We start from the raw sequence: 20,249 nt of genomic DNA, 5'->3' as shown, positions 1-20,249 counted from the left end.
GCGGAGCCGGGGGTGCGGGCGGGCCGCGCCGCCCGCCCGGCCCGGGGTTCACACCGCCCACGGGCGGGGTTCGCAGGGCCACCGGGCGGGGTTCACGGGGCCACCGGATGGGGAGGACGCGCCTCCGGCACCGGCCCGCGCCGGCCGGTGCGGGAGGCGCGCGGGGGGTCGTACAGATTCCGTGGAGATTACGGACCGGAAACCTACGGAACCGTAAGCGATTCTGTCCGGCCCTTCCCCTTGTGGGGGCATTTCCCGAGCTGACCAGTGCGGACGCCGCGCCCCTCGGCGGTTCGAGCCCCCTCCCGTCCGGTCGCGGCGTGGGGTAGCTTTCACGGCGCTGTGCGGAGCGCCAGAGGAGCGGTATTGCGCGAGTTCACCAACCCCCCGTTGGCGTCGGCGCCGCCGGTGGGCGGCCTGGCCGACGTCGTCTTCGAGCATGCCCGGGAGGACCCGCTGCGCATCGCGCTCGGCCGCAAGGACGAGCGGGGGGAGTGGCGTGACGTCACCGCCGCCGAGTTCCGCGACGAGGTCCTGGCGCTCGCCAAGGGCCTGCTCGCCCGGGGCGTCCGGTTCGGCGACCGTGTAGCCATCATGTGCCGCACCCGCTACGAGTGGACCCTCTTCGACTTCGCGCTGTGGACGATCGGCGCCCAGGTCGTGCCCGTCTATCCGACGTCCTCCGCGGAGCAGGTCTTCTGGATGCTGCACGACGCGCAGGTCTCGGCGGTGATGGTCGAGCACGAGGACCACGCGATGACCATCGCCACGGTCGTGGACCGGCTGCCCTCGCTGCACCAGCTCTGGCAGCTCGACGCGGGCGCGGTGCAGGAGTTGTACGAGGCGGGGGCGCACATCGACGACGACGTGGTGCACCGGCACCGCCGCGCCGTCACCCCCGAGTCGACCGCGACGGTCATCTACACCTCGGGCACCACCGGGCGCCCCAAGGGCTGCGTCCTGTCGCACGCGAACTTCATGTTCGAGGCGGACACCGTCATCGAGCGCTGGGAGCCGGTCTTCCACTCCCGGCGCGGCGACGAGGCGGCCACCCTGCTGTTCCTGCCGCTCGCGCACGTCTTCGGGCGCATGGTGCAGGTGGCCGCGGTGCGCGGCCGGGTGAAGTTCGGGCACCAGCCGCAGCTCAACGCCGCCGCGCTGCTGCCGGACCTGGCCGCCTTCCGGCCGACCTTCTTCCTGGCCGTCCCGTACATCTTCGAGAAGGTCTTCAACGCCGCGCGCCGCAAGGCGGAGAAGGAAGGCAGATCGGGGCCCTTCGAGAAGGCCGTCGACGTGGCCGTGCGCTACGCGGACGCCATCGAGTCGAAGGCCTGGGGCATCGGCCCCGGCCCCTCCGCGAGCCTGCGCATGCAGCACCAGGTGTTCGACAAGCTCGTCTACTCCAAGGTGCGGGCCGCGATGGGCGGCCGGGTCAAGCACGCCATGTCGGGCGGCTCGGCGATGGACCGGCGGCTCGGCCTGTTCTTCGCGGGCGCGGGCGTCGTCATCTACGAGGGGTACGGGCTCACCGAGTCGACGGCCGCCGCGACCGCCAACCCGCCCGAGCGCACCCGGTTCGGAACCGTCGGCCAGGCCATCCCGGGCACCACCGTGCACATCGCGGACGACGGCGAGATCTGGCTGAACGGCGGCAACGTCTTCCAGGGCTACCTGAACAACGACAAGGCCACCGACGCGGCCCTGCACGACGGCTGGCTCGCCACCGGTGACCTCGGTTCCCTGGACGACGACGGCTACCTCACGATCACCGGGCGCAAGAAGGAGATCCTGGTGACCTCCGGCGGCAAGAGCGTCTCGCCGGGCGTGCTGGAGGAGCGGGTCCGCGACCATCCGCTGGTCGCCCAGTGCATCGTGGTCGGCAACGACCGCCCGTACATCGCCGCGCTCGTCACCCTGGACTCCGAGGCGGTCGAGCACTGGCTCCAGATGCGCGGCAAGCCGCGGCTCTCCCCCGGCGACCTGGTGCGCGACGCGGACCTGGAGACCGAGGTGCGGCGCGCCGTGGTCGCCGCGAACACCCTGGTCTCGCAGGCCGAGTCGATCCGTACGTTCCGGATACTGGCCCACCAGTTCACCGAGGAGCACGGGCTGCTGACGCCGTCGCTGAAGCTGAAGCGCCGGGCGATCGAGAAGGCCTACACGGCCGAGGTCGAGGCGCTGTACCAGGCGTAGCCGCGCGGGTGTCACGGCGGCCGGTCCCCGGGGGGGGGGCGCGGTGCGTCTTTCGGCCAATCCGTATTTCACAGGAGCGCGGGCCGGGTCAGGAATGCATCACGGGCCGTGATCGTTGACGATGGCTGTACCACCCGACGACTGAAGGATCGAGAGCTCGTGAGCAAGGTCCCCCCGATCATCCTGAACAACGGCGTCGAGATGCCCCAGCTCGGCTTCGGAGTCTGGCAGGTGCCGGACGACGAGGCGGAGCGGGCGGTCGCCACCGCGCTGGAGTCCGGGTACCGCAGCATCGACACCGCGGCGATCTACGGCAACGAAGAGGGCACCGGCAAGGCGATCGCCGCGTCGGGCGTCCCCCGCGAGGAACTCTTCGTCACCACCAAGCTCTGGAACAGCGACCAGGGGTACGAGTCCGCCCTGCGCGCCTTCGACATCTCGCTGGAGAAGCTCGGCCTGGACTATGTGGATCTGTATCTGATCCACTGGCCGCTGCCGTCGCGCGGCACGAACATCGACTCGTTCAAGGCGTTCGAGAAGATCTACGCCGACGGTCGCGCCAAGGCCATCGGCACGTCCAACTTCCTGCCGGAGCACCTGGCGAAGCTGATCGAGGAGACGTCCGTCATCCCGGCCGTCAACCAGATCGAGCTGCACCCGCACCTCCAGCAGCGCGCGGCCCGCGAGTTCCACGCGGAGCAGGGCATCACGACCGAGGCCTGGTCTCCGCTGGGCCAGGGCAAGGGCCTTCTGGAGGTGCCGGCGATCGTCGCCATCGCCCAGAAGCACGGGCGCACCCCCGCCCAGGTCGTGCTGCGCTGGCACATCCAGCTCGGCAACGTCGTGATCCCCAAGTCCGTGACCCCGTCGCGGATCAAGGAGAACATCGACGTCTTCGACTTCTCGCTGGACACCGAGGACATCGCGGCCATCTCCGCTCTGAACGAGGACCGCCGCCTGGGTCCGGACCCGGCCACCTTCGACATCGGCTGACCGGCCCACCCCGGCCAACGCCGTCGGCCCGGACGCTCTGCGTCCGGGCCGACGGCGTTTTCACCGTGCGGCGCGGGGGCGCCCACGGCCGGCGGCCGGTGTCACAGGCCGCCCCACCGGTCGTCGAGCGACAGCAGGAGCTTGCGCAGGAGCCCGTTGAACTGCTCCAGCTCCTTCTCGGAGAGGCCGCTGAGCAGTTCGCGCTCGCGTGCCACATGCCCTTCCACAACGTTGTCAACGAGGGCGAGCCCCTCCGCGGTGAGCGAGATGAGCAGCCTCCGGCGGTTCTCGGGGTCCGTCTGCCGGGTGACGAAGTTGCGGGCGACCAGCCGGTCGACGCGGTTGGTCACGGCCGGCGAGCCGACCATCGTGGTGGCCACCAGATCCTTGGGGGTCAGGGTGTACGGCGGGCCGATCCGGCGCAGCGTGGCCAGCACGTCGAACTCCCAGGGCTCCATGCCCACGCTCGCGAAGTAGTCCTTGATGCCGCGCTCCACCAGCCGCGACGAGCGCGAGAGCCTGCCGACCGGCCCCATCGGGGACACGTCGAGGTCGGGGCGCACCTCGGCCCAGTGGGCGAGGAAGTCATCCACGGCGTCCGGTGTCATGAGGTGATCCCTTCCGTGTGGCAAGCACCACGACAATTCGACGTCGAAACATTTGACAGCACCTTACCGCCCCCGCATATGATCTTCGACGTCAATCAGTTCGACGTCGAAGGGTTCGATGATGACGGGTGACGCGTTACTCAGTGTTCCTGAGGCCATCCGGCGCCGGCGCGCCATCCGGCACTACCGGCCGGACCCGCTGTCGGCCGAGCAGCTCGCCCTGCTGGTGGAGCTGACGATGGAGGCGCCGTCCAGCTTCAACTACCAGTCCCGGTCGGTCGTCGTGGTCACCGACCCGGCGCGGCGCACCGCGCTCGCCGCGGCGGCCGAGGGCCAGCCGCACCCGGCGGAAGCACCGGCGACCCTGGTCTTCGTCGCCGACAGCTCCGGCTGGCGGTGCGACCACGAGGACATCTACGAGCTGGCCCGGACCCGCGCCGCCTGGAACGAGGCGTACCTGACCACGGGCGAGTCCGCCGGGCGGGACTTCTACGCGGGCGTCGCCGCCCGTGGCCTGCTGCGGGAGTACGCGATCAAGGACGCCGTCATCGCCGCCACCTACGCGATGCTCGCCGCCGCCTCCATGGGGCTCGCCTCGTCACCGATGAACGGGTGGGACGAGGACGAGGTGAAGAAGGTCATCGGCATCGACGGCCGCGACGACCTCCACATCGCACTCCTCGTGCCCGTCGGCACACCCGCCGAGGAACGCCGGCATCCCGGCCGCAGGCCGCTCGCCCGGAACGTCTTCCTCGACACCTTCGACACCTCCAACGCCTTCGACCACGACGGCCGCACCCGGCCCGACCAGGGGGAAACAGCATCATGAGCACCCACACGCCCATACGTCCCGAGATCCCGAACGGCATCGTCCAGGTCGCCGGTGTCATCGACGCCGCCGAAGCCGCGATGATCATCGAGGAGGGGGCCGACTGGATCGGTTCCGCGCTGCGTCTGCCGTCCGGCAAGGACGACATCTCCGAGCAGGACGCCACCGCGATCTTCAGGACCCTGCCGAAGCCGCACGCCGGCGTCCTCATCTCCTACCTCACCGACGCCGCGCAGATCAGCGCGTTCTGCGACGAACTCGGTGTCATCGGCGTCCAGATCCACGGCGACATCGCCGTCCGCGAGCTGGAGAAGCTCCGCGACGCGCGCCCCGACCTGATCATCCTCAAGTCGCTGGTGGTCAAGGAGGACAACGCCGACGAGCTGCTGAAGCTGGTCGACGAGACACACCCCTTCGTCGACCTGTACATCACGGACACCTTCGACCCGCGCACCGGCGCCAAGGGCGCCACCGGGCTGACGCACGACTGGGGCGTCTCGGCCGAACTCGTACGGCGGTCACCCAAGCCGCTGATGATGGCCGGCGGTCTCAGCCCGGAGAACGTCTACGCCGCGATCCGCGCCGTCAAGCCCGCCGCCGTCGACGCCCACAGCCTGCTGGAGGGCCCGGACGGCCGCAAGGACCGGGACAAGGTGGCCCGGTTCGTCGCCGAGGCCCGCCGCGCCTTCGCCGACAACCTGGCCTGACCGCACGTATCCGCTTCTCAGGGGGAACTCCGACATGACCACCGGACACCGCGTCCATCTCCTGCCCCAGACCGACCAGTTGCGCGCCATGCACACCGTGATCCGCGACCGCGCGTGCACCCGCCAGGACTTCGTCTTCTACTCCCGGCGCGTCATCCGGCTGCTGCTCGAAGAGAGTCTCAACCACCTGCCCTTCCAGAAGAAGGAGGTGACCACCCCCGTCGGCGAGACCTACCACGGCCTGGAGTTCGCGTCCAAGCTGTGCGCGGTCCCGGTCATCCGGGCCGGCGAGTCGATGGAGGCCGAACTGCGCGACGTCCTGCCCGGCGTGCGGGTCGGGAAGATCCTCATCCAGCGCGACCGGCGGACCAAGCTCCCGCACCTCTACTACAAGCACCTGCCCGACGACATCGCCGACCGGCACGTCCTGCTCCTGGAGCCGATGCTCGCCACCGCCGGTTCGGCGCTCGCGGCGGTCGACGTCCTCGGCGAGGCGGGGGTGGAGCCGCGCAACATCGTCATGGTCAACTTCCTCGCGTCGCCCGAGGGCATTCACCGGGTGCAGGCGCAGGCCCCCGACGTGACGATCGTGACCAGCGCCATCGAGGACCACCTCAACCAGCACAAGTTCATGATTCCCGGCATCGGCGACTTCGGGGACCGCTTCTTCGGCACCACCGACGCGGGGGCGACCTCATGAGCCGTCAGAACATCGCCGGCGTATCGGCGCTCACCGCCCTGGCCCCCGCGGTGTGGGGGTCCACGTACCTCATCACCACCGAGTTCCTGCCACCGGACCGGCCGCTGCTCGCCTCCACGCTGCGCGCCCTGCCGGCCGGCCTGATCCTTCTCGGGCTCACCAGGGTGCTCCCCCGGGGTGTCTGGTGGTGGCGGGCCGTCGTCCTCGGTGTCCTGAACATCGGAGCGTTCTTCTACCTCCTGTTCCTCGCCGCTTACCACCTGCCGGGCGGGGTCGCGGCGCTGGTCATGTCCGTCCAGCCGATGATCGTCCTCGTCCTGTCCTCGCTGCTGCTGCGCGACAAGATCCGTCCGCTGCACGTGATCTCCTGCGTGATCGGCGCGGCGGGCGTCTCCCTCCTCGTACTGCAACCGCACGCCGGGCTGGACACCACCGGTGTCGTGGCCGGTCTGCTCGGCGCCGTGTCGATGGCCTCCGGCATCGTCCTGACCAAGCGCTGGGGGCGACCCGAAGGGGTCTCGCTGCTGGCGTTCACCGGCTGGCAGCTCACCGTCGGCGGACTCGTCCTGGTTCCCGTCACACTCGCCAGCGAGACGCTGCCGGACCATCTCACGTGGGAGAACATCGGCGGCTTCGCCTATCTCGGCATCATCGGCGCGCTCGTCGCCTACGTGCTGTGGTTCCGGGGACTGGCCCAACTGCCCGCCCTCGCCGCCTCGTTCCTGTCGTTCGCCTCGCCGCTGTGCGCGACCGTCCTCGGCTACCTCTTCCTGGACCAGACCCTGGGCGCCCTGCAGATCGTGGGGGCCCTGGCGGTGGTCGCGGCCGTCGTCCTCGCACAGCCACGGCCGCACCGGAGGACGAAAGCCCCCGCCCGGACGGCGGCACCGACGGCGTCAACGGCATCAACGGCACAGACGGCGCACAGATCTCGCGTCTGAAGGACACCAGACACAAGCCCAGGGGGGGCCATGTCCATCCACGTTTCCACGCCGTACCACCACCATCTCAAGGGCAGTTCCCTGCACGACCTGCTCCGCGAACAGACCGTGCGCGGACCCGACGCGGTCGCCATGTCGTATCCCGGCGGCCGGCTCACCTTCGCCGAACTGGACGACGCGGCGGCCCGGCTCGGCGCGCGCCTGCTGGACCTCGGGGTGCGCACGAACACCGCCGTCGGCCTCTACACCGAGTCCTCCGCCGATCTGATGATCGGCGCCTGGGGCATCCTGAGTTCGGGCGCCGCCTATCTGCCGCTGTCGCCGGACTACCCCGACGAGCGCATCCGCTACATGGTCGAGGACTCCGGCACCGAGGTCGTCGTCACCCAGGGCCACCTCGTCGAGCGGCTGCGGCGGCTCGTCCCCGACGACGTCACCGTCGTCACCACCGAGACCACGACCGGGGACGCGGGGACCCACGCGCAGGTCGCCGGCAGTGATCTCGCCTACGTGATCTACACCTCGGGCAGCACCGGCAAGCCCAAGGGGGTGATGATCGAGCAGCACAGCATCGTGTCCCAGATCCAGTGGCTCGCCACCTGCGGACATCTCGGCCCCGGCGTCACCATCCTCCAGAAGACGCCGATGAGCTTCGACGCCGCCCAGTGGGAGATCCTCGCCCCCGCCGCCGGAGCCCATGTCGTCGTCGCGCGGCCCGGCTCCTTCCGGGACCCCGAGCTGCTCATCGACCAGATACGCGCCTACGGAGTCACCTCGCTCCAGGCGGTGCCCACCCTGCTCCAGGCCCTCGTGGACACCGGCCGGTTCGGCGGCTGCACGAGCCTGACCCGCGTGTTCTCCGGCGGAGAGCCGCTGACCAGATCCCTCGCCCAGGACATCCTGCGCACCCTTCCCTCGGCGTCGCTGGTCAATCTGTACGGTCCCACCGAGACCACGATCAACGCCACGTCCTACCGGGTGGACCCGAACGAACTCGCCGACGCCCCGGCGATCCTGCCCATCGGCATCCCCGTGGACAAGGTCACCTGCTACATCCTCGACGAGCAGCGGCGCCCGGTCGACATCGGGGAGACCGGTGAACTCTTCGTCGGCGGCGCCCAGGTGGCACGGGGCTACCGCGGCCTGCCGGAACAGACGGCGGAACGTTTCATCACCTCGCCGTTCAACCCGACCGAACGCCTCTACCGCACGGGAGATCTCGCCCGCTGGAGCGCGGACGGCACCATCCGGTTCGCCGGGCGCACCGACAACCAGGTCAAACTGCGCGGCTACCGGGTCGAGCTGGAGGAGATCGCCTCCCGGATCGAGCAGCACACCTGGGTGCGCAGGGCGGCGGCGCTCGTCACGGACGACGCGCGCACCGGCGGCCAGACCCTCGTCGCCGCCATCGAGCTGAACGAGCGCACCGCCGCGGTCATGGACCAGGGCCGCACGGACGCCGCCCACCATCAGTCGAAAGCCTCGAAACTGCAGGTCAAAGCCCAACTCTCCAACCCTGGGCTGCGTTCGGCGGAGGAACTCGACGGACGCCGGGTCGTACCGCTCCCGCAGGGCCGGGCCGTGGACGAGCAGCGCCGGCAGGCGTTCGCCCGCAAGACCTACCGCTTCTACGACGGCGGCGACGTCACCGCCGAGGACCTGCTCGGCATGCTGGCGCCCCGGCCCGCCGGCACCTTCTCCCGCCCGCTGGGCGACCTCGACCTGGAGGGGTTCGGGCAGATCCTGCGCTGGTTCGGTCCCTTCCGCAGCGCGGACCGGCTCCTGCCGAAGTACGTCTACGCCTCCCCCGGCGCGCTCTACGCCACGCAGTTGTACGTGGAGCTGAGCGGCCTGTTCGGGCTGGCCGCCGGCATGTACTACTTCCACCCGGTCGACCACAGCCTCGTCCGGGTCGGCGATCTCAGCGAGGGGTTCCCCGCTCAGGGACTGCGCGTGCACTTCCTCGGCAAGCAGCGCGCCGTCGAGCCGGTGTACAAGAACAACATCGTCGAGGTGCTGGAGTTCGAAGCGGGCCACATGCTCGGCGTCTTCGAGGAGATCCTGCCCGCCCACGGTCTCCAGATCGGCGGGCACCGCCACACACCCCGGGTGAAGGCGCGGTTCGCCGCCGCGGACGACGACCACTACCTCGGCACCTTCGAGATATCCGCGAACCTCGGCCAGACCCTTCCCGACGAGGTCGAGCTGTTCGTCCAGGCGCACGAGGGGAAGGTCCGGGGCCTCGACGCGGGGCTGTACCGGTACGCGGCGGGCACGCTGACGCCGGTCGGGCCGGACGTGGTGGAGCGGCACCACGTCATCGCCATCAACCAGAGCGTGTACGAGCGCGCGGCGTTCGGTATCTCCGCCGTCGCCCGCACCGGGCACGAGTGGCTGCGCTACCTCCTGCTCGGCCGCAGGCTGCACCAGTTGCAGCGCGCCCCCGGGATGGGCCTGATGTCCTCCGGCTATTCGTCCAAGTCCGGCAATCCGCTGCCCGCCTCCGTCAGGCTCGACGAGCTGCTGCGCGAGGCCGGCATCGACACCGCGCCCGCCTCGTACTTCTTCGTCGGCGGACGCATCAGCGAGCAGCAGGCCGAGCACGAGGGCATGAACGAGGACGCGGTCCATGCCAAGGGCCCGGCCGAGATCGTCCGCGACGACCTGGCGCGGTTCGTGCCCGACTACATGGTCCCCGCCCGGGTCCTGGTCGTGAACGAGCTGCCGCTCACCGCGAACGGCAAGATCGACGCCAAGGCCACCGCCGCGCTCCCCGAGATCGCGCACGGCCGGCCCTCCGCCGTCCATGTCGCCCCGGCGACGGCGACCGAGCGGTGGCTGGCCGGGGAATGGGGACGGCTCCTGAAGTACGAGGACATCTCGACACAGGACGAGTTCTTCGCCGCCGGCGGGAACTCCCTGCACGCCGTCGCCCTGGTGGGCGCCGTGAACAGGGAGTTCGGGATCGCCCTGCCGCTTCAGGCGGTCTTCGAGGCCCCGAAGCTGGAGGATCTCGCGGCCCGGATCGACGGCGACGTCCCGGCCCGCGCCTCCCGGCTGGTGCCGCTGCACTCCGAAGGCGTCCTGTCCCCGGTGTTCTGCTGGCCGGGGCTCGGCGGCTATCCCATGAACCTGCGGCTGCTGAGCAAGAGCGTCGGGCTCGACCGGCCGTTCTACGGCGTGCAGGCCCGGGGCATCAACGAGGGGGAGACCCCGTACGGCACCATCCGCGAGATGGCCCGGGCCGATGTCGCCGAGATCCGCCGGGAGCAGCCGAGCGGCCCGTACACGCTGTGGGGCTACTCGTTCGGGGCGCGTGTCGCGTTCGAAGCGGCCTGGCAACTGGAGCGGGCCGGGGAGAAGGTCGAGAACCTGCTGCTGATCTGCCCCGGCAACCCCGCGGTCCGCGCCGAGGACGGACAGGAGTGGGGCCGGGAGGCGTCCTGGTCCAACCCGGCTTATCTGACGATCCTGTTCTCGGTGTTCACCGGCACCATCCACGGGCCGGCGCTGGAGAGCTGCCTGGAACGCGTCCACGACGAGGGGTCGTTCGTCGGCTTCGTCCACGAACTGCTGCCGCAGCTCGATCCCGGCACGATCCGGCGCATCACCCGCATCGTGGGCCGGACCTACGAGTTCGAGTACAGCTTCCGTGAGCTGAACGAGCGCACCGTCCAGGCGCCGATCACGATCCTCAAGGCGGCGGGGGACGACTACTCCTTCCTCGAAGGAGCCCGCGGCTACTCCGCCGAGCCGCCCACCGTGCTCGACCTGGCCGCAGACCACTACGGGGTGCTGAAGCGGCAGGGCATCGCCGAGCTGGTCGCCCGCGTCCGGTCCGCCATGAGCCGCTAGGGCGTGTCCGCACCGACCGCCCGCACCGACCCGCACGAGGAGGGCACCGTGCCTCATCTCAGCGTCCGGCACTGGCCGCGCGAGTTCACCGCCGAGGCCAGGAACGAACTGGTCGCCGAACTCACCTCGGTGATCACCCGTGTCTTCGAGGTCGAGGAGGGTTCCGTTTCCATCTCCGTCGAACCCGTCGCGATCGACCGGTGGCACGACGACGTCCACGTCCCGGAACTCGTGGAACGGGCCCATCTGCTGTGGAAACGGCCCCACTACTCCCGTCCCCTACCGAACGAAGGAAGCGCATGAGCACCAGCATCCCGGTCGTCCACAGCGAGGAGGTCCGTGAGGCTCTGGCCGAGGGGCGTCCCGTGGTGGCGCTGGAGTCGAACGTCATCACCCACGGCCTGAAGTACCCGGACAACGCCGAGACCGCGCTGAAGGTCGAGGCCGCGATCCGCGAGAGCGGCAGTGTCCCCGCCACGATCTGCGTCGAGCAGGGGGCGATCCGCGTCGGGATGAGCGAGCGGGACATCGAGCGGTTCGCGACCGGGGACCGGATTCCCAAGGTGTCCAGCCGGGATCTGCCCGTCGTCCTCGCCCGGGGCGGACAGGGGGCCACCACGGTCGCCTCCTCGCTCGTCGCCGCCGAACTCGCCGGGATCCCGTTCTTCGCCTCGGCCGGCCTGGGCGGCGTGCACCGGGGCGCCCAGGAGACGTTCGACATCTCCTCCGACCTCATCCAGCTGACCCGTTCCAAGGTCGCGGTGGTGTGCGCCGGCGCGAAGATGATTCTCGACCTGCCGCTGACCATGGAGTACCTGGAGACGCACTGCGTCCCGGTCGTCTCGTACGGCTCCGACGACTTCCCGGCCTTCTACTGCGCCTCCAGCGGTGTGCCCTCCCCGCACCGCATCGACGACGAGGCGCTGCTCGCGAAGGTGGTCGACCTCCACTGGGCGGCCGGCCACCCGGGCGGTGTCGTGATCACCGCTCCCCCACGGGACGAGGACGCCGTCGACCACGAGGTCGCCGACGCGGCGATCCGGGAGGCCCTGGTCCGGGCCGAGCGGGACGGCGTGTCCGGGCAGGGCCTCACGAAGTACCTGATGCACGCGGTCGACCGGACGACGAACGGGCGGACGGCCCAGGCCAACGCCGCCGTGCTCATCTCCACCGCCGAGGTCGGCGGCCGGATCGCCGCGGCCCACGCCGCCCTCCGCGCGGCCTGACGCCCACCGCTCCCGGGGGCGTCCCCCGCCCCTCCGCCGACTCCCTCTCACCCCACCCCACCTCACCTCAACTCACCTGAATATCTCGACATGTCAACATCACGACATCTCCGAAGGACTGCACCCATGACCTCCCTGTTCGACGCCACGACGTTCGGCAAGATCGAGCTGAAGAACCGCCTCGTCATGGCGCCCATGACCCGCAACCGGGCCAAGCCGTGCGGCGGCGCCACCGAGCTGATGGCCGAGTACTACGCCCAGCGGGCCGACGCCGGCCTCATCATCACCGAGGGCGTGCAGCCCTCCCAGGTCGGTCAGGGCTTCCTCAACACCCCGGGCCTGCACCACCCCGAGCAGGTCAAGAGCTGGCGCGCCGTGACCGACGCGGTGCACGCCCGGGGCGGCCGGATCGTCGTCCAGCTCATGCACGCCGGACGGATCGGCCACCCCTCGCTGTACGCGTCGGCGCACACCTCCGTCGCCCCCTCCCCGACAGCCGCCGCCGGCGAGTGCTTCACCCCGGAGGGCATGAAGCCCTACCCGGTGCCGCGGGAACTGACCCCGGACGACATCGAGGCCACGACCGCCGACTTCGTCACGGCGGCCCGTCACGCGATCGAGGCCGGGTTCGACGGCGTGCAGGTGCACGCGGGCAACGGATTCCTGCTGCACCAGTTCCTCTCCCCGAACAGCAACCGGCGCACCGACTCCTACGGCGGCAGCACGGCCAACCGCATCCGGCTGACCGTCGAGGTCACCGAGGCCGTCGCGGCGGCGATCGGCAACGAGCGCACCGCCGTACGCCTCTCCCCGGGCAACACCTACAACGACATCGCCGAAGGCGACACCGAGGCCCTCTACGCGGCGCTGGTCCCGGCCCTCCCGGAACTCGCCTTCCTGGAGGTCTGCGAGATCCTCACTCGCCCCGTCACGCAGACGATCCGCGAGCTGTGGCAGGGCAGCCTGGTGGTGAACCCGCACGCCACCCCGGACAGTTTCCCGGCCACCCCGCAGATCGCCCAGGACGTCCTCGACGCCGGTCTGGCCGACGCGGTCTCCCTCGGTGCCCTGTTCCTGGCCAACCCGGACCTGCCGGCCCGTATCCGCTCGGGCGGCCCGTTCAACACCCCGGACGACGCGACGTTCTACGGCGGCGACCACACCGGGTACACCGACTACCCCGTTCTCGCACCGTGAGCGCACTCCAGGGCGCCGGGCGGCGCATGCTCGTCTTCTCCGGCCGCGCCCACCCCGCGCTGGCCGGGAAGATCGCGGCGGAACTGGGCACGACGCTGGTCCCCACCCAGGCCCGGGACTTCGCCAACGGCGAGATCTACATCCGCTTCGAGGAGTCGGTACGCGGGGCGGACTGCTTCCTGATCCAGTCCCACACCGCGCCGATCAACAAGTGGATCATGGAGCAGCTCATCATGGCCGACGCGCTGAAGCGGGCCTCCGCGCGGAGCGTCACCGTGGTGATGCCGTTCTACGGCTACGCCCGGCAGGACAAGAAGCACAAGGGCCGTGAGCCGATCTCGGCCCGGCTGGTCGCCGATCTCCTGTCGGCCGCGGGCGCCGACCGGATCGTCACCGTCGATCTGCACACGGACCAGATCGCCGGGTTCTTCGACGGGCCCGTCGACCATCTCTTCGCGCTGCCGATCCTCGCGGACCACGTCACCGCCACCGTGGACCGGTCCCTGCTCACCGTGGTCTCGCCGGACGCCGGACGTGTCCGGGTGGCGGACCGCTGGTGCGACCGTCTGGGCACCCCGCTGGCGATCGTCCACAAGAAGCGGGACAAGGACGTGGCCCACCAGGTGAGCGTTCACGAGGTGGTGGGCGAGGTCGAGGGCCGTGTGTGCGTCCTGGTGGACGACATGGTCGACACGGCGGGCACGATCTGCGCGGCGGCCGACGCCCTGTACGGGCAGGGCGCGCTCGACGTGATCGTGGCCGCGACGCACGGCATCCTCTCCGCTCCCGCGGCGGAGCGGATGCGGCGGTCGCGGGTGAGCCGGTTCGTGTTCACCGACACCCTGCCCTCCGCCGCCGCGCCGGGGCTGGACAAAGTGGAGATCCTGTCCATCGCGCCGGTCGTCGCCCATGCCGTCCGGGAGATCTTCGAGAACGGATCGGTGACGAGCCTGCTCGACGAGCTGTAGCCGGCGCGCGGTTCGGAGACCGGCGGGCCGGCAGGCGGGCTGTCTGTGCGGACGCGAGGGTGAGCGTCGACGCCGGGCAAGGGGTGGTCCTCGGCGGGCCGCCCCTTGCCTGTGCGATACCGGCCACCGCGACGGAAGCGGCCGGGGGCCCGAGACCCGTACCCCTGGTCCAGGCGGAGAGGCGGACTCGGTCTCACCGGTTCGCCTCACCGGCCCGCCGGGGTCAGACGGGCTGGCCGACCGGCCGGACGACCACCGTGTTCACGTCGACGCCCGCGGGCTGTCCGACGGCCCAGACGATCGAGCCGGCGAGCTGGTCCGCCGTCAGGAGATGCCCCGGCGGAAGGCGCCCGTAGCTGTCCCAGAACGGGGTCTCCACCCGGCCGGGCGAGATCAGGGTCACGCCGACGCCGTACTCGGTGACCTGGCGCCGGGTGTTCTCCGCGAGCCCGGTCACCGCCCACTTGGTGGCGCCGTAGATGTTGCCGGGCGTGTTCACGTGCCCGGCGACACTGCCGATCAGCACGATCCGGCCGCGGCTCTCCTTCAGCGCGTCGATGGACGCCCTGATGAGCAGTGCCGGGCCGAGCACGTTGGTCAGCACCATCTCGGACCAGCCGGCCGGGTCGCCTTCCGCGACCGTGTCGTGCGTCGCGAAACCGGCGTTGGCGACGACGGTGTCGAGCCGCCCGAACTCCTCGCAGGTCGCCTCGACCGCCGCCCGCACCTGGTCGTACTCGGCCGCGTGCCCGACCAGCGTCAACAGCCCCTCGGGATTGCCGAGTTCCTCCGCGAACCCGCGCAGCCGCTCCGCTCCGCGCCCGGTGACGGCCACCCGGTGCCCGGCGTCGAGCAGCCGCCGCGCGACCGCGGCGCCGATGCCGCTGCCGCCTCCGGTGATGAGGGCGACGGGAGCCTCGGCACCCCGCTCGGTGCGCGCGTCGGTGTCGGTGTCGGTGTCGGTGTCGGTCATGGTCTACCCCCAGTGAGTCCGGCCGTCCGCCTCACGGGCGGCCCGCCCGTGGGCCCGCGGTGACACGGGCCGGGTCTACGGCGAACTCCGGGAGTTCATCAGTTGGAGCGTTCTTGAAGTCAAGTGCGTTACGGGTGAGGGGAGTTGGGGACACTCCGACCACTTCCCCGCCCGCACCCCCGCGCGTCCGGCACGGGCCGCCGTACCGACCGCCACCGCCGCCCTCTACTCCGGCTTCACCCCCACGTACACGGTCAGCGCCGTCAGGATGAACGTGTCGGTGCGGTGGTGGACGCTCGCCTTGTCGTCCGGGTCCAGGAGGCGGTCGAGGGTGGCCACGTCCTCGGGGGTGAGGCCGTCGGCGAGGCCCTCGCGGACGCGGGTCAGGGAGGCGACGACGAAGGCGCGGGCCTCGTCCGAGAGGGGGGCGGGCAGGTCGACGAGGAAGGTGCGGGTCGCCGTGTGCCGCAGTCCCGCGGCGGTGAGCAGGGCCGGCCAGTCCTCCGTCTCGGACACCGCGCCGGGCAGGTCCCGCCGCATCCGCGTGAACCACTCGTCGTGTACGGCGTCGACGCGGGCCTGGAGACCGGGCCGGCCGAAGCCGAGGTCACGCGGCAGGAAGCGGGTGGGCAGACCGCCTTCGAGGAGGGCCAGGGTGCCGCCGGGGGCGAGGCCGCGCACGAATCCGGCGAGGGCGGCGGCCTGGTCGCCGACGTGATGCAGGGACCTGCTGGCCCACACCAGGTCGGCGGGGTACTCCACGTCCCCGATGCCGTCCTGGAGTTCGGCCTCCACCGTGCTGAAGCGGTCGGCGATGCCGAGGCGCGCGGCGCGGGCGCGGGCCTCCGCGAGCAGGGGTTCCGCGCCGTCCACGGCGACGATCCGCGCGCCGGGGAAGGTCTCGGCGAGCAGACAGGAGATGACGCCGGGGCCGCTGCCCGCGTCCACGACCAGTCCGGGTTCGGGCCGCTGCTCACGCAGCCACCGGGCGGCCTCCACGTACGCGGGGGTGAACAGCTCCGCCTCCCGCACCAGCATGGGCAGCATCTCGGCGAAGTCCATGTGGATGTGCTCGTGGCCCGGGCCGTGCGCGGGACCGTGGCCGGAGCCGTGGTCGTGCGCGGGGGCGGGCGTGCTCCGGTGGTGCGCCGGGGTGTGGCCGTGGTCGTGGTCCTGTGCCATGGCGGAAACCTCTCTCTCGGACTACCGCCACAGTGCCCCGCTCTTCCCGGAAACGGCCAGCCGCGTTGCTCGAACGGCAAAAACGCGGGCCGCGAGCGGGGTCCGGGGGAAGCGAACCGCACGGCTGACGGCGGCCCCCTCCCGAGAGGGGGCCGCCCTGCGACGTGGGCGCCCCGCGCTACGACGGAGGTGCCCCGCGCGGGCGCCCAGCGCCGGACCACCCTGCACGGGACCACCCGACGGCGAACCGCCCGGCGGCGGACTACCCGACGGCGGACCACCCGACGGCGGTTCACCCGGCGGCGGATCGCCTGGCAGGCCGGTGAGGGGCTTCGGCCGTCGGTTACTTGCTGACGGCGAACCGCATCAGCGCGTTCTCGTCGCCCTGCTTGATCTTCCCCGTCAGGTTGATCACCTGGAGCTTCCAGGCGTCGCCGACACGCTGCGCCTTGGCCACGGCGCAGCCGTTGTCCTGCGAGAGCAGGCTGGGCCAGATGTCGGCGACCTGGGTGCTGCTGCCCCCGGTGGCGTCGTACACCTTGAAGCTGATGTTGCGCGCCTTCTGGAAGGAGCTGCCCTTCTTGTAGGCCGCCGCGATGAACACGATCGAGGTGATGTTCGGCGGGATACGGGCGAACTCGACGGTCACCGTCTCGTCGTCGCCGTCCCCTCGGCCCGTCTGGTTGTCACCGCTGTGCAGCAGCGAGCCGTTGCCCATCGGGTCGAGGGAGTCGAGGCCCGCGAGGCGCACGGGCTCGCCGCCCTGCATGGCGATGGCGATCAGGTCGAGGTCGGTTCCGCTCTTGCGGCGGAGCGCCCCCAGCACCCCGCCACTGCTGCCGGACGTGGGGTCCCAGGACACCCCTATGGACAGGTGGGTGACACCGTCCAGATCCGCCGGGCCGTCTTCCTTGGTGAGCGTCATCATGCGTGGATCATCCTCTACGAGATGGGACTGCGTCAGGCAAATTGTGCCTGGGCGCTTCCGGCTCCTGCGCCGGGGTCGTCGGTGTACTGGCGCCGCGCCCGCGTCGGCCCGGCCCACTTGTCAGAACCGGCCGGAGCGGTAAAGAAGTTCCCAAGTCACCCGATGGGGGTGCTTTCCGGCGGGGACTTCACGCGCGTACCGGTGTCACGGTGTCCGGGAGGCGTATCTGCGGGCCAGTTCGGTGACCGTGGCCGTCAGGCGGGCCCGCAGTTCCGCGGGTTCCAGTACCTCGATGGCGGTGCCGAGGCGCAGGAAGTCGTCGTGGGCGCGCTCGACGGACTCGATGGGGACGGTGGCCCGCGTCCAACCCTCGTCGTCCGTACGGCCGTTCTCCCGGACCGCCTCGCCCGCGAGCCCGCCCAGCTCCGTGCCGGGCGCGATCCGTACGACCGCCTCCGCGCGGTGCAGCCGCTCGTGGAAGTCGCGCTGGTACCGGGTCCAGTAGGCGGCCAGGTCGAAGCCGTCGGGCCGGGTGAACTCCTCTTCCGAGGAGGCCAGGCCGAGGATCTGGTCGATCCTGAACGTGCGGGGTCCCGGGCCCGCGACGACGTACCAGCGGCCCGCCTTGAGGACGAGACCGTACGGCTCCAGGCGGCGCCGCACATCGGTGGGTTCGCGCCAGCGGCGGTAACGGACGTGCAGAACCCGGCTGTTCCAGACGGCGTCCGCGACGGCGGTGAGGTACGGGGTCGCGTCGGCGTCCGCGTACCAGCCGGGCGCGTCCAGGTGGAAGCGCCCGGCGACCCGGTCGGCGTGCTCGCGCAGCTCGTACGGGAGGGCGGCGCGCACCTTGAGCCGGGCCGCGGCGAGCACGGGACCGAGGCCGAGGTCGGCGGCGGGGCCCGGTGCTCCGGAGAGGAAGAGTGCCTCGGCCTCCTCGGTGGTGAGGCCGGTGAGGCGGGTGCGGTAGCCGTCGAGGAGCCGGTAGCCGCCCGCGTGACCGGCGTACCCGTAGAGCGGTACGCCCGCCGCGCTCAGCGCCTCCACGTCGCGGTACACCGTCCGGACCGACACCTCCAGCTCCTCGGCGAGCTGGGCCGCGGTCAGCCGGCCGCGGGTCTGGAGCAGCAGGAGGACCGAGACGAGACGGCTGGACTTCACTGACACAGGATGTCAGTGAAGCGGGCCTAGCGTCCGGGCATGACCTCAACAACTTCACGGGGTTCCGTCACCGGCAACGCCCCGTCCCCTGGGGCCTCCCCCTCCGTCGCCTCCCCGTCCGCCGGGCCCTCCCCCTCCGTCGCCTCCGGCTCCCCGGCGCGCTTCCGGGAGAAGCTGCTGACCGTGCCGCCACCCATCGAGGTGGCGGGGCGGTGGATCAAGCGCTACCACGTCACCGCCGACCCGGCCGGCATCGAGCCCGAGGTCGAGCGGGCGGCGTACGCGGCGCTGCCGGGGCTGCTGCCCGAGCCGGACGGCACTCCCCCGGCCACCTTCGTCGTCCTGCACCGGGGAGCGGACGACGGCGCCTATCTGAACGCCTACAGCTGGGTGTGGGACAACGTGCTGCACTTCCGCGGCGCGGCGGCGGGCCAGCCGGTGCTGGGCTGCCCGGACCGGGACCCGGCCCGTTTCATCGGCCCGGACCTGCCCTGGATCGGCTGCGTCTGGGAACTGCCGCCGATCCTGCACGAGCGGGACGCCTGGGTACGGCACCTGCTCGCCCCCGAAGTACCCGACCTGAAGGCCTACGTGGCGGACTCGCTGCCCGCCGGAACCACGGGAGACCGCGCATGAGCACCGACCGCGACACCGCCGCCGCACCCCGCGACTTCGACTTCCTGCGAGGCGAGTGGGACGTCCTGAACACCCGGCGGACGGATTTCCTCGACCCGGACAGCGAGTGGGTCCGGTTCCCGGCGACCAGCCGCTGCTGGAACCTGTTCGACGGGGCGGCCAACCTCGACGAGCTGGACGTGCCGAGTCAGGGATGGAAGGGGCTCACCCTGCGCCTGTTCGACGTGGAGACCGGGCTGTGGTCCCTTAACTGGTCGTCCAGCCGCACGGGGAAGCTGTTCCCGCCGGTGCTGGGGCGGTTCGGGCCGGACGGGCGCGGCGAGTTCCTCGGCGACGACACCCACGCCGGGAAGGACGTGCGGGTGCGGTACGTGTGGTCGGGCATCTCGGCGGCCACCGCCCGCTGGGAGCAGGCGTTCTCACTGGACGGCGAGCGGACCTGGCTGTCCAACTGGACGATGGAGTTCACCCGCCGGAACGCCCGCTGAGCCGCGCCGGGCGGGGCCGGTCCGGTCCGGTCCGGTCCGGTCCGGTCCGGTCCGGCCGGAGTCCGCCACCGCGCGCGGTGTCCCACCGCCCGGCTCGGTCAGTGGGCCCCGTGCCCCGGCGCGAGGTCCTCCACCCTGCGGGCGAGGTCGAAGTCGAGGGCGGTGACGGCGCCGCCGACGCTGTGCGTGTTCACGGTGAGGGAGACCGTGTTGTAGCCGAGGGTGAGGTCGGAGTGGTGGTCCAGCTCCTCCTGCACCTGGGCGATGTGGACGACCATCGCGGTCGCCGCGAAGTGCGAGGCGAGCCGGTAGGAACGGGCGAGCCGGTCCCCCTCCAGCGACCACCCGGGCAGCCCCGCCAGCCGCTCCTCGATGTCCTTCTGCGCCAGCGGTTCGACGGCCATGAGGGTTCCCTTCGTGCGGAGAAGCGGGGCGACGCCCTTTCAGCCTGCCACAGGCACCGGGACGCCAGGGGGACGCGCCCGATCCAGAGCGGGGCGCCCCCTTCCGGGCGCGGGAGCCACCGACCGGGGCCCGGCACCGCAGGAGACGCGGGCACCCCTCCCCGCCGCGGGAGCCACCGACCGGGGCCCGGCACCGCAGGAGACGCGGGCACCCCTCCCCGCCGCGGGAGCCACCGACCGGGGCCCGGCACCGCAGGAGA

The 20,249-nt window shown here is 71.3% G+C and carries 19 protein-coding genes; 13 read left to right on the top strand and 6 right to left on the bottom strand.

Features of this window, described 5'->3' with window-relative positions:
- Positions 1–366: 366 nt before the first annotated feature.
- Positions 367–2,193, top strand: a complete 1,827-nt coding sequence (locus AB0912_RS26940; RefSeq protein ID WP_366704131.1) for an AMP-binding protein — start codon at positions 367–369, stop codon at positions 2,191–2,193.
- Between the two features lie 201 nt (positions 2,194–2,394).
- Positions 2,395–3,186, top strand: a complete 792-nt coding sequence (locus AB0912_RS26935; RefSeq protein WP_366704141.1) for an aldo/keto reductase — start codon at positions 2,395–2,397, stop codon at positions 3,184–3,186.
- Between the two features lie 101 nt (positions 3,187–3,287).
- Here AB0912_RS26935 and AB0912_RS26930 read toward each other — a convergent pair whose 3' ends face one another.
- Complete coding sequence (locus AB0912_RS26930) at positions 3,288–3,794, bottom strand: MarR family transcriptional regulator (RefSeq protein ID WP_366704129.1); 507 nt, start codon at positions 3,792–3,794, stop codon at positions 3,288–3,290.
- Positions 3,795–3,915: 121 nt separating this feature from the next.
- Here AB0912_RS26930 and AB0912_RS26925 point away from each other — a divergent pair, with 121 nt between their 5' ends.
- The 9 genes from AB0912_RS26925 (at position 3,916) to AB0912_RS26885 (ending at position 14,217) form a co-directional block, all read left to right on the top strand.
- Complete coding sequence (locus AB0912_RS26925) at positions 3,916–4,623, top strand: nitroreductase family protein (protein WP_366704127.1); 708 nt, start codon at positions 3,916–3,918, stop codon at positions 4,621–4,623.
- Positions 4,620–5,330, top strand: coding sequence for a phosphoribosylanthranilate isomerase (locus tag AB0912_RS26920; RefSeq protein WP_366704125.1), 711 nt, complete (start codon positions 4,620–4,622; stop codon positions 5,328–5,330). The genes AB0912_RS26925 and AB0912_RS26920 overlap by 4 nt, the downstream gene beginning before the upstream one ends.
- 34 nt (positions 5,331–5,364) lie before the next feature.
- Positions 5,365–6,030, top strand: a complete 666-nt coding sequence (gene upp / locus AB0912_RS26915; RefSeq protein WP_366704123.1) for a uracil phosphoribosyltransferase — start codon at positions 5,365–5,367, stop codon at positions 6,028–6,030.
- Positions 6,027–6,971, top strand: coding sequence for an EamA family transporter (locus tag AB0912_RS26910; RefSeq protein WP_366704121.1), 945 nt, complete (start codon positions 6,027–6,029; stop codon positions 6,969–6,971). The genes upp and AB0912_RS26910 overlap by 4 nt, the downstream gene beginning before the upstream one ends.
- A gap of 30 nt (positions 6,972–7,001) precedes the next feature.
- Complete coding sequence (locus AB0912_RS26905) at positions 7,002–10,826, top strand: amino acid adenylation domain-containing protein (protein WP_366704119.1); 3,825 nt, start codon at positions 7,002–7,004, stop codon at positions 10,824–10,826.
- 3 nt (positions 10,827–10,829) lie between these two features.
- A complete protein-coding gene (locus tag AB0912_RS26900) occupies positions 10,830–11,129 on the top strand; it encodes a hypothetical protein (protein WP_366704117.1) in 300 nt (99 codons plus the stop codon).
- Positions 11,126–12,052 carry a pseudouridine-5'-phosphate glycosidase gene (locus AB0912_RS26895; protein WP_366704115.1) on the top strand — a complete coding sequence of 309 codons (927 nt, stop codon included), beginning with the start codon at positions 11,126–11,128 and terminating at the stop codon, positions 12,050–12,052. Before AB0912_RS26900 ends, AB0912_RS26895 begins: the two co-directional genes overlap by 4 nt.
- A 126-nt stretch (positions 12,053–12,178) precedes the next feature.
- Complete coding sequence (locus tag AB0912_RS26890; RefSeq protein ID WP_366704113.1) at positions 12,179–13,249, top strand: alkene reductase; 1,071 nt, start codon at positions 12,179–12,181, stop codon at positions 13,247–13,249.
- Positions 13,246–14,217, top strand: a complete 972-nt coding sequence (locus AB0912_RS26885; protein WP_366704111.1) for a ribose-phosphate diphosphokinase — start codon at positions 13,246–13,248, stop codon at positions 14,215–14,217. Before AB0912_RS26890 ends, AB0912_RS26885 begins: the two co-directional genes overlap by 4 nt.
- 223 nt (positions 14,218–14,440) lie before the next feature.
- Here AB0912_RS26885 and AB0912_RS26880 read toward each other — a convergent pair whose 3' ends face one another.
- The 4 genes from AB0912_RS26880 to AB0912_RS26865 all read right to left on the bottom strand — a co-directional run bounded on the left by AB0912_RS26880 (position 14,441) and on the right by AB0912_RS26865 (position 18,461).
- Positions 14,441–15,190, bottom strand: a complete 750-nt coding sequence (locus AB0912_RS26880; RefSeq protein WP_366704109.1) for an SDR family oxidoreductase — start codon at positions 15,188–15,190, stop codon at positions 14,441–14,443.
- A gap of 225 nt (positions 15,191–15,415) precedes the next feature.
- Entirely contained in the window at positions 15,416–16,252 is an 837-nt protein-coding gene (locus tag AB0912_RS26875; RefSeq protein WP_366704139.1) for a methyltransferase domain-containing protein, read from the bottom strand.
- Between the two features lie 463 nt (positions 16,253–16,715).
- Complete coding sequence (locus AB0912_RS26870; protein WP_366704107.1) at positions 16,716–17,300, bottom strand: TerD family protein; 585 nt, start codon at positions 17,298–17,300, stop codon at positions 16,716–16,718.
- 204 nt (positions 17,301–17,504) lie between these two features.
- Entirely contained in the window at positions 17,505–18,461 is a 957-nt protein-coding gene (locus AB0912_RS26865) for a YafY family protein (protein WP_366704105.1), read from the bottom strand.
- A gap of 39 nt (positions 18,462–18,500) precedes the next feature.
- Between AB0912_RS26865 and AB0912_RS26860 the strand changes: the two genes are divergently transcribed.
- Together AB0912_RS26860 and AB0912_RS26855 are read left to right on the top strand one after the other, a co-directional pair.
- Positions 18,501–19,097, top strand: a complete 597-nt coding sequence (locus AB0912_RS26860; RefSeq protein ID WP_366704103.1) for a hypothetical protein — start codon at positions 18,501–18,503, stop codon at positions 19,095–19,097.
- Complete coding sequence (locus tag AB0912_RS26855) at positions 19,094–19,585, top strand: hypothetical protein (RefSeq protein ID WP_366704101.1); 492 nt, start codon at positions 19,094–19,096, stop codon at positions 19,583–19,585. The genes AB0912_RS26860 and AB0912_RS26855 overlap by 4 nt, the downstream gene beginning before the upstream one ends.
- Before the next feature lie 98 nt (positions 19,586–19,683).
- Here AB0912_RS26855 and AB0912_RS26850 read toward each other — a convergent pair whose 3' ends face one another.
- Complete coding sequence (locus AB0912_RS26850) at positions 19,684–19,989, bottom strand: 4a-hydroxytetrahydrobiopterin dehydratase (RefSeq protein WP_366704099.1); 306 nt, start codon at positions 19,987–19,989, stop codon at positions 19,684–19,686.
- Between the last annotated feature and the right edge of the window lie 260 nt (positions 19,990–20,249).

It is taken from the genome of Streptomyces sp. NPDC007084 (assembly GCF_040703595.1).
In the GTDB taxonomy this organism is placed as follows: domain Bacteria; phylum Actinomycetota; class Actinomycetes; order Streptomycetales; family Streptomycetaceae; genus Streptomyces.
Note: the sequence above shows the minus strand (reverse complement) of the source record. Positions and strands in the feature narration are given on the sequence as shown.

What these genes read in the sequence shown, in the direction of transcription:
- AB0912_RS26855 (WP_366704101.1), top strand. Translation starts at nt 19,094, where the DNA reads ATGAGCACCGACCGCGACACCGCCGCCGCACCCCGCGACTTCGACTTC.
- AB0912_RS26920 (WP_366704125.1), top strand. Translation starts at nt 4,620, where the DNA reads ATGAGCACCCACACGCCCATACGTCCCGAGATCCCGAACGGCATCGTC.
- AB0912_RS26850 (WP_366704099.1), bottom strand. Translation starts at nt 19,989, where the DNA reads ATGGCCGTCGAACCGCTGGCGCAGAAGGACATCGAGGAGCGGCTGGCG.
- AB0912_RS26875 (WP_366704139.1), bottom strand. Translation starts at nt 16,252, where the DNA reads ATGGACTTCGCCGAGATGCTGCCCATGCTGGTGCGGGAGGCGGAGCTG.
- AB0912_RS26870 (WP_366704107.1), bottom strand. Translation starts at nt 17,300, where the DNA reads ATGATGACGCTCACCAAGGAAGACGGCCCGGCGGATCTGGACGGTGTC.
- AB0912_RS26860 (WP_366704103.1), top strand. Translation starts at nt 18,501, where the DNA reads ATGACCTCAACAACTTCACGGGGTTCCGTCACCGGCAACGCCCCGTCC.
- AB0912_RS26930 (WP_366704129.1), bottom strand. Translation starts at nt 3,794, where the DNA reads ATGACACCGGACGCCGTGGATGACTTCCTCGCCCACTGGGCCGAGGTG.
- AB0912_RS26895 (WP_366704115.1), top strand. Translation starts at nt 11,126, where the DNA reads ATGAGCACCAGCATCCCGGTCGTCCACAGCGAGGAGGTCCGTGAGGCT.
- AB0912_RS26880 (WP_366704109.1), bottom strand. Translation starts at nt 15,190, where the DNA reads ATGACCGACACCGACACCGACACCGACACCGACGCGCGCACCGAGCGG.
- AB0912_RS26890 (WP_366704113.1), top strand. Translation starts at nt 12,179, where the DNA reads ATGACCTCCCTGTTCGACGCCACGACGTTCGGCAAGATCGAGCTGAAG.
- AB0912_RS26905 (WP_366704119.1), top strand. Translation starts at nt 7,002, where the DNA reads ATGTCCATCCACGTTTCCACGCCGTACCACCACCATCTCAAGGGCAGT.
- AB0912_RS26910 (WP_366704121.1), top strand. Translation starts at nt 6,027, where the DNA reads ATGAGCCGTCAGAACATCGCCGGCGTATCGGCGCTCACCGCCCTGGCC.
- AB0912_RS26935 (WP_366704141.1), top strand. Translation starts at nt 2,395, where the DNA reads ATGCCCCAGCTCGGCTTCGGAGTCTGGCAGGTGCCGGACGACGAGGCG.
- upp (WP_366704123.1), top strand. Translation starts at nt 5,365, where the DNA reads ATGACCACCGGACACCGCGTCCATCTCCTGCCCCAGACCGACCAGTTG.
- AB0912_RS26925 (WP_366704127.1), top strand. Translation starts at nt 3,916, where the DNA reads ATGACGGGTGACGCGTTACTCAGTGTTCCTGAGGCCATCCGGCGCCGG.